This is a genomic window from Bradyrhizobium sp. ORS 111, from assembly GCF_045571485.1.
In the GTDB taxonomy this organism is placed as follows: domain Bacteria; phylum Pseudomonadota; class Alphaproteobacteria; order Rhizobiales; family Xanthobacteraceae; genus Bradyrhizobium.
Genome location: NZ_CP120701.1, coordinates 6,014,463 through 6,026,600 on the forward strand (window position 1 = coordinate 6,014,463; position 12,138 = coordinate 6,026,600).

6 protein-coding genes and 2 pseudogenes are annotated in these 12,138 nt (G+C 58.0%); 1 reads left to right on the forward strand and 7 read right to left on the reverse strand.

Annotation, left to right across the window (positions count from 1 at the left end; genetic code table 11):
* Positions 1-152: 152 nt before the first annotated feature.
* The 6 genes and pseudogenes from P6U30_RS27695 to cysD form a co-directional block, all read right to left on the reverse strand.
* Positions 153-914, reverse strand: a complete 762-nt coding sequence (locus tag P6U30_RS27695) for a response regulator transcription factor (RefSeq protein ID WP_407166025.1) — start codon at positions 912-914, stop codon at positions 153-155.
* A gap of 517 nt (positions 915-1,431) precedes the next feature.
* Complete coding sequence (locus P6U30_RS27700; RefSeq protein ID WP_407166026.1) at positions 1,432-2,772, reverse strand: sensor histidine kinase; 1,341 nt, start codon at positions 2,770-2,772, stop codon at positions 1,432-1,434.
* Between the two features lie 1,234 nt (positions 2,773-4,006).
* Positions 4,007-4,768: pseudogene (gene cysC / locus P6U30_RS27705) on the reverse strand (adenylyl-sulfate kinase); the annotation flags it as partial.
* A gap of 6 nt (positions 4,769-4,774) precedes the next feature.
* Positions 4,775-5,615, reverse strand: a protein-coding gene (locus tag P6U30_RS27710) for an IS5 family transposase (RefSeq protein WP_407166027.1) whose coding sequence is annotated in 2 segments (ribosomal slippage) — positions 4,775-5,158 and positions 5,160-5,615 — 840 coding nt in all. Because the reading frame shifts where the segments join, the coding sequence is not laid out codon by codon here.
* A gap of 80 nt (positions 5,616-5,695) precedes the next feature.
* Positions 5,696-6,832, reverse strand: a pseudogene (locus P6U30_RS27715) (sulfate adenylyltransferase subunit 1); the annotation flags it as partial.
* 2 nt (positions 6,833-6,834) lie between these two features.
* On the reverse strand, positions 6,835-7,734 hold the full coding sequence (gene cysD, locus P6U30_RS27720) for a sulfate adenylyltransferase subunit CysD (protein WP_407166028.1): 900 nt from the start codon (positions 7,732-7,734) through the stop codon (positions 6,835-6,837).
* Between the two features lie 1,757 nt (positions 7,735-9,491).
* Between cysD and P6U30_RS27725 the strand changes: the two genes are divergently transcribed.
* Positions 9,492-10,805 carry an O-antigen ligase family protein gene (locus tag P6U30_RS27725; protein WP_407166029.1) on the forward strand — a complete coding sequence of 438 codons (1,314 nt, stop codon included), beginning with the start codon at positions 9,492-9,494 and terminating at the stop codon, positions 10,803-10,805.
* A 45-nt stretch (positions 10,806-10,850) separates the two neighbouring features.
* Here P6U30_RS27725 and P6U30_RS27730 read toward each other — a convergent pair whose 3' ends face one another.
* Positions 10,851-12,107, reverse strand: coding sequence for a tetratricopeptide repeat protein (locus P6U30_RS27730; protein ID WP_407166030.1), 1,257 nt, complete (start codon positions 12,105-12,107; stop codon positions 10,851-10,853).
* Positions 12,108-12,138 lie beyond the last annotated feature (31 nt).

The following is a 12,138-nucleotide window of genomic DNA, read 5'->3' on the forward strand; positions in this document are numbered from 1 at the left end:
AGATCGTCGTTCGCGGGGACACCACCGTCGAGGCGCCCGCGATACGTCCCAATCGAACTGGCGTGGATATAGATGCATTCGCGCCACGTCGCTCGACCTGCCTTCTGTTAGAGCGCGACGGTCAGCGGCTCATTCTGGCGAACTGAAGGCGCTTATACTCCTGTACGTTGAACCATCGGTCCACCCGCTTTTAGATGACCACCACGATCATTGTCGTGTGGTTGGATCAATGTGTGCCTGCTTTCTTCTTGAAGCCGATATCCAACGCCGCGTCTTCCATACACGGCAACCCCCGCGCCCATATTCATCAACTTCTTTCGCAACCGTGACACGGTGGCCTCCAGCGCATTGTACGATCGTTCGTCGGTGGACGAATAGAGCCGCTCTTCCAGAATTTCCTTCGCAGTAAAGCGATTGCCGGCCCGCATCAGCTCCTCCAGCAGCGAGGCCTCACGTCGAGTTAGCTCGATCGCAGAACCGTCAACGGAGGCTTCTCGCCGCATCGGATCGAAGACCAGCCGACCGCGCTTATGGACGGGCCCGTATCCTACGCGAGGTCTCCGCAGCATTGCTCGCAATCGTGCCTCCAACTCGATGAGATCGAACGGCTTCACGAGATAATCGTCGGCCCCGGCGTCTAAAGCCCGAACCCGGTCCTCCAGACTATCCCGCGCACTGACGACGATGATTGCTGCCCTTTCGGCGCGTCCCCGGCCGATCCGTCCAAGCAATTCCAAGCCATCTACATCAGGAAGGCCTAGATCGAGTACAATCGCGTCGTACGCGTTCACCGCTGTTGAGGCCATTGCGTCACCGGCCGTGCTTACATCATCAACCGCAAAGCCACGCTCCGAAAGGTAACTGCCGATCAGACCACGTACAGCTGGATGATCTTCGACGACTAATACTTTCATTCCCTCTTCCACAATAACGACCACTCGCTATGGCGGCAGCAGTCGCGGATCACGGCACCAAATGCCCCGATCTGCCTTTACGCCTGTTAATGGCGTTTCCGTCCCCGCCTCACCTTCGACATAATAGCGCCACAGACTGACGCGGCACTGACGTGAGCCGACAAGTCACAATCTTTCCGTCGAGTCGCCGCCTGCAGCGTCTCGTCACGCGCAGGATGAAGGTTCGCGCCAGCAGCAAGGCGCACCAGGTGGTACGTTTCGAACAGAGATCGTCGCCAATGACAGAGCTGATGCCAATCACCTGGCCCGTCGTTTAGTGCTCATGGCCTGTTGACGAAAGCGGTTGGGCAAGTCTTGGTCGGGACGGATCAAGAAGTGGTCCATTATTCGCTGATCGCGGAGCTAAGGCATTTTGGGCGACACTTGAGACGTCTCGGCGCACGCAAATCTCGTTGGAGAGCATATCGTAAAGGGCCTAGGTCGCCCACTTGTCCGGCTGGCCAAGTCCAAGCGTTGATTACATGAAGCGCTCGTTGGCAGCGCATGGAATGATTACGCGCACACAACACCTCTCTGAAGAGACAAATAACACTTTGCCAGCGTGGGCAGCGACAATATCGCGTACGATCGCAAGGCCAAGTCCGGCGCCCATAGAGTTCTGCGTGCCTCTGCGGAACCTTTCGAAAACAACTTCCCTATCCGCCTCCCGAACGCCTGGCCCGTCGTCGGAGATCTCTAAGATGGCCTGGGCGCGCTTCGGGCTGGTTTCCATTTTCACGACGGCTCTTATCTGCCCAACGCCATGAACAAGCGCATTCTCAAGCAGGTTGCGCACCATGCTTCGGAGCGCATCCCTGTTACCGAGTATGACCGGCTGATCTATCTCCTGAATCGACAGCGCTCGACCAACTCTCTCGATTTCCGGCATGACCAGCTCTGCGGCCTCCCTCAGAGGCTGCGAAAGGCAAACGGTCTCTTGCTGAGGGTACGCGGGGTCATTTCTTGCTAACCGAAGTACCTGATCAAGTAGATGACGAAACTGTCTCATTTCGCGCCGGACGACCGGCCAGTCGATCACCCCACTCGTTTCATAACGTTGTAAACGGAGATCCAGTACCGCCAGCGGCGTTCGCAGCTCGTGCGCCGCCACGGAGGCGAAGTCTCGTTCCCTTTGATGGCACTTTGCGAGGCGATCGAGTACAGTGTTGAATGCCTCGACCATGGGAACAACTTCCGTTCCGATTCGATCTGTACTTATTCGAACGGGACTGTCGAAGTCAGTGATTGAGTCCGCAGCCTGCGAGACGAGCTGCACAGACCGAAGATGCCAGCCAATCATCATCCAGATAATTGATACCAAAAGCAATGCCGAAGCGAGCCAAAGAAGCACTTGGACCTTCTGTTCTTGGAAGAATATGGAGAGCACTTCCTGTGCACTGTAAGAGAGCCGCCAGACCACCAGCACGTAACCACCAACGACTGCCATCGTGCACTCGACGAAACCGTCATGTCGTCGCTCGGTAAGAAGCGTGTTGAAATCCATCGGCACGGGAGGCGATTTATCAATATTCGACGAGAGAGCGACGGGACGCCAGTCGGCGTCATAGACGGCATATGCGAACACTCCTGGGGAGCGATAGAACTCTTTCCACTCCCCCGGGATATCTAGGATTACCTTTCCGGTTTCGTTGACGCGCAGAGAGGAAAGCAAAATGCGGGTCTGGCCTCTCAGTGTGCGGGGTCCCAACTCGTCCAAGATACGTCTTTCAGCGAAGTGGAAGAATGCCATCGACCCAGCGATAGCTAGTGCCGCGATGCAAGCGATCGCAATGGTCAGCTGGGAACGAAGGCTCTTCATTACGATGGCGTCTGTTTCGCTTAGAGCGTAGCGTACAGCTACAGTCCGGCCATTAACCAATTACGGGAGAATGGTGCGGCCACCTTCAGGACGCAACCGCCTTCGCAGTGTCTTCTCGCAGTTTCGGCGAACCGGAACCTCATGGAGGACGCGCTCCTGATTGAAGGAGTTTCCCTTAGGAATGATGCAGGGCAGCATTGCCGTCAATGAGAGCTCGGCTTCCGGCCCTGCCGGCGAGCGACCGCACTCAGCTACACCACGCCACAGGGCACGATCCCGAGATGTTTGGATGTTTTGTTTGACGGCGGTTCGATTTTGCTCTGCCTCTAACGATGTAGTGCTTGCCGTGCGAATGACTCATCGGACAGCTTCCGCTGAACGCGACCTTCCCAAGCGGGGCACGGCGTCGAGCCGCGTGCGTCTGGGCTCTAGAGGAAAGATAGTGGGCATTAGCGCCTCGAAAGCACGACGCTCTTCAGATATGCGTCTTTCGACATATGGACTTACAAGCTCACTCAGACTGGTTTTCAAGAAGACGACGATAGCGATGGATATGGTTGCGACGGGAGCGCGTGGCGTCCACCGTTTCGCTGATCATCGGTTGAGTCGCATTCGTAACCAAGTCGAAAACCAGCTTCCGAGTGCCATTGTCAGCCGCTTCCTTAATTTATAGCTAATCTAGCAATCTGCTTTAAGGGTATGTTCTCCGCGCGACACATCAATCGATCGTGTCTGGCACGCGATCTTCGTACGTAACGTACTAACGTGACTTGCCCGTTGGCGCATGCAGATAGCGGCCGCGACCGGTCCGCTGATAGCGCCGACCGGCTTTCCAGTTTGAACATGACGTATCCCGGGCAGAAGCCCGAAATCCGGGGAAAATAAACCGAAATCTAGAATGTCAAACGGGGCATAGTCGAGCCGTCGTCTTCTGGACGAACCTATGACGGCAGTCAAAAAGTCAACGTCAAGATTTGCGTCGAGGACCTAGCCACATACGCGAGCAAGGTCCTTCGTAATCGACAGCGGGAAGATCAGCCGGGCGCTCGGGCGGCACCGCACCATGATCGAGCACGCCCCGACGAAGTGCTAAACACCGGACACGAGCGAGATCAGAATCGATCTCCGGCCACCCAGCGCAAATGGCTTGTCGAGCGCCTACTCCTTCGGCTGACTCCCTCGTGAAGAGGGCAGGAGTTCGCAGTCCCGGCAGGGACGGCAGATTCGGTAGATGCTAGCGACCGTCAACGATTGCGCGCTCTATCAAGACATCGATCACGGCTTGCGCTAATTGCTCGGGCGTCTGGTCGATGGTCCTGAGGTGAATTTCGGGTCTTATCGGTGTTTCGTAGGGCGCATCGATGCCTGTGAAGTTGTTGATCTCACCGGACCTCGCCTTTGCATAGAGACCCTTGGGATCGCGTCGCGCGCATTCCTCGATCGGCGTGTCGACAAAGACTTCGATGAACTCGTCCTCACTCACGAGGCGGCGCACCATATCTCGTTCGGCCCTGTAGGGCGAGATGAACGAACAAATCACGATCAAGCCGCTGTCCGCCATCAACCTGGCGACTTCGCCGACACGCCGAATGTTTTCCACACGATCGGCCTCGCTGAAGCCGAGATCCTGATTTAAGCCGTGCCGGACGTTGTCGCCATCCAGCAGCATCGTGTGGCGCGACATTGCGAACAGCCTTTGATCGACGATGTTGGCAATTGTCGACTTGCCCGCGCCCGACAGGCCGGCGAACCAGACGATGCAAGGCTTCTGATTCTTGAGTGCGGCGCGCTCCATCCGGCCCACAAAAAACGCTTGCCAAGCAACATTGGTGGCCCGCCGCAGCGGAGACGCAATCATGCCGGCTCCAACCGTACGATTGGTGCAACGATCGATGACGATAAATGATCCGGTCTTCCGATTGACATCGTAAGGATCGAACGCGGCGGGCAGTGCGGTCGCAACATTGCAGAATGCGATCTCGTTGAGAGTCTGACTCAAAATTCATGACTTGAGGTTGGTCGATCTGGCGATGCGGCGCACCAGTTGTCGGGTTGACGCAATAAGGAGCCATGCTTCGGCCGAGGTGACGGAAGCCTCCCAATCCTTGGCGAGACGACGGCAGCGGTTGAGCCATGCCAACGTGCGTTCGACGACCCAGCGTCGGGCAATAATAACGAAGCCTTTTGCGTCATCCGGGCGTTTGATAATTTCAATCGTCGGCCCGTCGATTTTCCGAAGTGCGTTTTCAAGCTTTTCGCCGGCGTAGCCGCCGTCAGCAAACAAGTGCGCAATGGTTGGGTAGCTCGCGCACGCCAAAGTGACGACGGTCGGCGCACCGTCGCGATCCTGAACACTGGCCGGGTGCACGATGGCGCTCAGCAAATTTTCCTTGTGTATCGGTGACGATGTGGCGCTTGCGACCGTTGATCTTCTTGCCCGCGTCGAAGCCGCGTGGCCCTCCGCTCTCCGTCGTCTTGACCGATTGACTGTCGATGATCGCCGCCGTTGGTTGCGGCTCCCGTCCAGCAAGCCTGCGCGCGATTTCAACCAAGGCTTCATTGATCAAATCCAACACGCCGCTGTCGCGCAGACGATAAAAATAGTACTGCACCGTCGTGAAAGGAGGAAAATCCTTTGGCAAAAGCGCCCATTGGCATCCCGTCGTCGCTATGTACTGGATCGCATCCCATACCGATCGCATGCAGGTCTTGCGCGGTCGCCCGACCTTGCTCGGTCTTGGCATCAACAACTCGATCAGGGCCCATTCCGCATCCCTACAATCGCTTGCATAGCGGAGCTCTCGTCTGTCATGCTGACAGCGGGTGATTTCGGTCCAGGTCATCTGCTTCTCCGATGGCTTCGAACACCTCGAAAAATCACAACCTGCTGAAATCACCCAACTTTAATTTCCGGTCGGCCTCTGAGGGAAAGCGTCCGGGCCGCCAGATGCTCACATGTGTTGACGTCGATCCGATGCTTGATTGCGGTAATGCTGCCGGCGACGGTCTGTGATCCGATCCGCAGGATGTAATTGCGTCCGGGAGCGAGCGGCTCCTTGTCCATCCAGATCAAATATGCGGCGAACTGGTCGGCGACCTTCGGCCGCTCGCTTGGCCTTGCCAGAAGATCGCCACGGCCGATATCGATCTCATCTTCCAGCGTAATGGTGATCGCATCGCCGGCTTCGGCGGCAGGAAGGTCGCCATCCGGGGTCACGATCCGCTTGATGCGCGTGGTCCGTCCAGACGCTGCGACGACGATCTCGTCTCCTGCCGAGATCCTCCCGGACGCCACTGAGCCGGCATAGCCGCGAAAATCAGGGTTAGGCCGGTTCACCCATTGGACCGGAAAGCGGAAAGCCTGGCTTGCGATTTCGGACTGGATATCGATGCTCTCCAAATGCTCGAGCAGACATGGACCATGATACCACCTGGCATGAGCGGAACGGTCGACGACGTTATCGCCATGGCGGGCTGAGATGGGAATCGGAACGATCGAGGTGAAGCCAAGACCGGCGGCAAAGGTCAGATAGTCGCCAACGATCCGATCGAAACACTCCTTCTTGTATGCGACGAGATCGATTTTGTTCACCGCGAGCACGATATGGCGAATGCCGAGCAGCGAACAGATGAAGGAGTGGCGTCGGGTCTGAACCAACACGCCTTTGCGGGCATCGATCAGGATGATGGCGAGTTGCGCATTCGAGGCACCGGTTGCCATATTGCGGGTATACTGCTCGTGACCGGGAGCGTCGGCCACCATGAAGGAGCGCCGCGACGTCGTAAAGAAGCGGTAGGCGACGTCGATCGTGATGCCCTGCTCCCGTTCGGCTTCGAGCCCGTCCACGAGCAGCGCGAAATCGATGTCGTTCCCGGCAGTGCCGTGCCTGGCGCTGTCGCGTTCCAGCGCCGCGAGCTGATCGTTGTAAATCATTTTGCTGTCGTGCAGCAGTCGACCGATCAGCGTCGATTTTCCGTCGTCTACCGAACCGCAGGTGATGAAGCGCAGCTGGTCCTTTGCTCCAGTCCCGACAGGTTCGGATGTCACTTTGGAAACCATCATCAAAAGTAGCCTTCCCGCTTCTTTTTTTCCATCGAAGCGGCTTCATCGGTATCGATCAGGCGCCCCTGACGCTCTGACACTGTCGCAGTCCGCATTTCCGCAACGATCTCCTCGATCGTGGTCGCCTCGGATTCGATGGCGCCGCTCAAGGGATAGCATCCCAGTGTACGAAACCGAACCATCCGCATCTCAGGAGTTTCGCTGCGCTCAAGCGGCAACCGTCTGTCGTCCACCATGATCGTCACGCCACCTCGCCGCACGACGGGTCTTTGTTTTGCGAAGTAGAGCGGCACGACCGGGATCTTCTCGAACAAGATGTATTCCCAGATGTCGAGCTCGGTCCAGTTCGACATAGCGAACACACGCATGGTTTCGCCTTGGCGGAGTCGTGTATTGAAGAGATTCCAGAGCTCCGGCCGCTGGTTACGGGGGTCCCACACGTGTCCGGCTGAACGGTGGGAGAATATCCGCTCTTTCGCGCGGCTCTTTTCCTCGTCGCGTCGCGCGCCAGCGAAGGCAACGTCGAACTGGTAGAGGTCAAGTGCCTGCTTGAGGGCATCGGTCTTCATCACCTGAGTATGAAGAGCTGAGCCCGATACGATCGGATTGATCCCGCGTTCGATGCCTTCCTTGTTCACATGGACGATCAGATCGATACCAAGCCGCTCGGCCGTCTGATCCCGGAAAGTAATCATTTCGCGGAACTTCCAGGTCGTGTCGACGTGAAGAAGGGGAAACGGCAACTTCGCGGGATGACAGGCCTTGATTGCAATGTGCAGCATGACGCTGGAGTCTTTTCCGATCGAATAGAGCATGACCGGTCTTTTGAACTCGGCGACCACGTCGCGCATGATTTCGATCGATTCAGCTTCGAGACGGCGCAGATGTTTCGGCAGCATATGTCTTCTTCGATGCAGGATTTCTGTTCGCTCAGTGCCGTTTTGATTCAACGGTTCTGGCTCCGATAGCCGTTGCGGCGATCCGGCTCGCCATAGCGCATGACTTTCCATCGGGTCAAACACCTACCGCCAGCACGAATACATGCCCGGCAGCCGCCGTATCCATTCCATCATGGTGTGTCGCAGCCGGCGTCACGCGATCGACCGCGGCTTGAATCGAAGTCTCTGGTGCTTCTCATTTCTGTTCGATAGTGGAGTAAGGACCGTAATGAGATCAGGCAGCGCGATTGGATCAGGGCGTCCCGCGGTGTCACCGACCGGCCCGCCCTCGACGTTGTTCCACAGGTTAATCGGCACGCTTTCCGGCGGCTTTCGAAGGTTGGCGAGCAGGACAAGCATGAGCGAGGCGGACTTCGACGCGCTCACCCATGGTCAATGATGCCGTCGCTGCACGCCTTGATGCTAACATCGCGAAGCCCCCAATCAATCTCGACCAAGGAGCCGTCCTCCAACGGCCACTGGTAAATCGAACCAGTGGATTTTGCGGTGCAGACCATCCCGCCCCTCGGTCGATTGGGTTGGCAGAGCCGCTCCGTTTTGCGCGCGCCACAACAATTGCACGCAACGGACCGGTGCATGCACTTGCTCAGCAAGCGCGCTCAAATTACATCACATCGGTACTATTCGTACGCAAACGCCCCAACGTGGCATGCGGCCGCCGCACCTACGTATCGGTTGCCGCAGCCGCTCTTAGTTGCGCGACTGGCATTCAATGAGCTAGAGCTTGGTTCTCTTCCGATGCATTCACCAAAGTCACACAGCGGCCCTTCGCGCAATTGGAGATGGGTTGGTGTAGATCGCCGCTGAGCACCTCAAATAAGCTGCCGCACATACATGTGCCGGCTTTTGGGAGTGGCGAACGAGCCCAGCACAAGGGTCGTTTGTTGAGTTTCTTGCAAATCCGAGTTATGAAGGCAGATATCTGTAGGGGAAGTGGATGCCCATGGGCAAAGTCATCGCTGGCACTACTATAGCAATAGTAATGTTGTCTTCTGCGGTCGCGCAGGCGGGGCCGGCTGCATGTTTGGCAGGCTTGCGAAATGGGTGCGCTTGCTCGGTTGCTCTTCCGAGCCCGGGTCCAGTTGGTCACCTGAGCGAAATCGTTGGGAATGTGCTTGTCGCGACAGATGTCGGATATTCGCCGATCCGAGCAGCCACTGATGTAAGGCTTAACGATCAAATTAGCGTCGGAAAAGGCGGCAGAGTCCTTCTGAATGTTGCAGGCCAATGTGAACTGAGGCTGGTTGGTCCGAAGAAAGTCGTTGTTAGGTCCGAAGGCGCCTGCGCCTGCGCCTCCTTCGTGACGAGCCCGGCAACAAGTACCGATCTCGCCGGATCCGTGGCTAACGCCATGGCTCAGGCCGGCGGCAGCGACGGAGCTGCGGACGCCACCGATGGGGGAGCTGCAGACGCGACCAACGGCGGCGCCGCAGATGGAGCTGCGAATGCCACCGGCGGCGGCGCCGTTAGCGGTTCTTCCATTGGCAGCGGGGTGAACACAGTGCTCCTGGCTGGCGCTGGGGTTGTTGCCGCAGGCGTGGCTGCAGCGGTTGTTACCCAGAGCCGCGCCCCCGCGAGCCCTTAGGAAGACCTTGCCGCTAGCGAGCAGTGACGAGGCGATCGGAAGGCGTGCCAGGTTTGGCACGAGGTCAGATCGGCTTTTTCCAGTCACACTTCGTTGCGGACCGCCTCGTCTATTGTGGACGGGAGCAGCATTCACTCTGTTCTTCTCTTTTCTCTTTGGTGGAGGAACGATCCAGGGCTTGCGGTCGGACGCCCTAATCCAGATCATCAGCCTCGGACTGTTGAGCATCCTCGCATGGCAAATTGATCGGCCCTTTCGAGCAGTGGACGGTTGGCCGTTGGCGATAGTTGCCACGCTTGTTCTATTGTTCTGCGGACAATTCATTTGGCTCCCGCCGGCGATCTGGTCGAAATTGCCGGGTCGTGATCTTATCGCGTCTGTCTATTCGGCTACCAATATCGATCTTCCATGGCTGCCCCTTAGCCTCGATCCAGCGGCGAGTTGGCGATCGGCCTTGTCGTTGATTCCTCCCATCGCTGTTTTCCTCGCGGTGGTTCAGCTGCCTTGGCGTGGTCGCCGCTCGCTTAGCCTGATGTTGGTTTGTTTCGGCGTGGTCAGCGTCATTGTTGGTTTGGCCCAGCTGACGCTGGGAGAGAGAAGCGGCCTTTATCTTTATCCGATCAGTAATTTCGGCAGCAGCGTCGGCTTCTTCGCGAACCGCAACCACTATGCCGCCTTCCTGTACTCCATGATCCCTCTGGCCGCCGCCTGGGTGATCGGAGTTCTTGGCGCATTTGAGCTGCGCCTAGTCTGGCTCATTGGACTCCTGCTCGCTGGAGTAACTTTTCTGCTCGGGCTTGGAATGTCGCAGTCACGCGCGGGGATCGTTCTCGGAATCTTTGCCGCCATGGCCAGCATGTTACTTGCAATCGGTTCGGTAACCAGGATCCGTAAGGTCGCCCTGACCTCGCTCTTCGTCATGTCTGTCACAGCCGTGGCCCTGGTCGTTCAATACGGGCTAGCCGGCATCCTAAGTCGCTTGGACACCGGGATTGCTGCTGATTATCGGCTCGTCTTTGCGCGCGTTACCGCCGACGCAGCCCGGAGCTTCCAGCCGATCGGCTCGGGTTTCGGAACCTTCCCTGCGATCTACCCAATGTTCGAGCAGACCAACGATCTTGTCCCGGCCTTCGTCAACCATGCCCACAACGACTGGTTTGAAGTTTGGCTGGAGGGCGGCTGGCCTGCGATTGGACTGGCGGTTGCTTTCCTCTTCTGGCTTGGAAGAGCCAGCCTCAGATTGTGGCGCGGTCCCATTGCCGGACAGCGCGATATCGATTGCGCGCACGCCCGAGCCGCAGGCATCAGCCTCCTGCTGCTGATGCTTCACTCGATGGTCGACTACCCGCTCCGCACGTCGACCAATATGTGCCTCTTCGCCTTCCTCTGCGCCTTGATAATCGAGCCCCCGCGCGAGCGAGCCTGACGCACGCTGTCGGCGGCGGAATTCCACGGCAATTTGGATTTGCGCCTATCGGTCAGTTCGTCGTAGTCGGTCCGACCGCTTGACTGAAATGTCGCCGAACCAAATGACGCCGCGAATCTGCTGCTCAAGCGCGACCCGAGCGGCAATTTCGAGCCGCAGCCATTGCGCCTCACAAGCTTGGGGAACCTCGAATCGCGCATCGAGGATCCGCCATGGTGTGGTTCCACTTACGCGGTCCGTTGATGCGAGCACGCCTCCCTCGCCACTGGCGCAAGAAAGCGTCCAGCGCAGCCCGCGTTCATTAATTAAGCTCTGCGCCATAACCCTGCTTGACAGCAAGAAGGTTCCGGGCGGAAGCATCAATAGTTTGGTGGCGATCGGCTGTGCGATCCGTCCCTCCACGAACTCAATCCGCAGTACCTTGCCGCTCGCTGGTGGAGGGCCATCCGCCACGGTTGCATCAACCAGCGCTTCGCGCGTAAGGATCCAGTCGAACGGGCTCCGACGAACCGGGTGCTCGAAGCGGCCATTATAGACGTACGGAATCTGATCCACGTCCCCCGGTGCCATAAAATCGAGCCAAGTCTGGTAGGCGCGCTCGAACTGATTTCGACTGATCAGCGCATCGAGATAGGGGTACAGCTCTTCCGGCGTCGGAGGATGCGATCGAGCTGCCATCCTCTTTAGGAGAGCCTCCGATAAGTCGAGATGTGTCGGATCGGCAAGGAAGGTAGCGAGAAACCTGCTCCGCCACGGCGGCGCCGCACTGAGCACTTCGGCAAGCGCCGGGATCACCCTTGCATCAGCCGCGATTCGGATCAGAGTGGCCCTGACGCGGTCGCGCAAGCGCGGTGGTGAACTTCTCAGCACAGCGTCGGCGCGCTCGAGCGCGCCGGAAAAGTCGCCGCGCGCAAATAGGCGATCGAATAGCCAGCCCTCAATCAAGGGATTGCGCCGCGCGCGCTTCTCGGCAAGCCTCATCCACTGTTCGGCCCGTGCCGCGTTGCCTCGACGCTCGGAAGCCAGAGCAAGGAGTCTGATCGGCTCGGTTGCAGTTGGGGCCAAGACGAGCGCTTCCGAGCTCAGTCGCTCCACCTGCGACACATCCGCGTCTGTGATCGCCGCATTTAACCGGTCCGCGGCGAGCTCGACCAGTGCATCTTCGTTGCGCGTATCGACAGCGACAGCGGTTCCTGAGTGGGCGGTGGCATTCCATCCAATCGTCACAGTGACTGATTGCCATCCCGCCCACATAAGTAATGGCAAGACAGCTGCAAATTGAAGCCATCGGCCGCGCGCCATGCGTACGCGGCGCAAAGGTTCAAGCCATCTC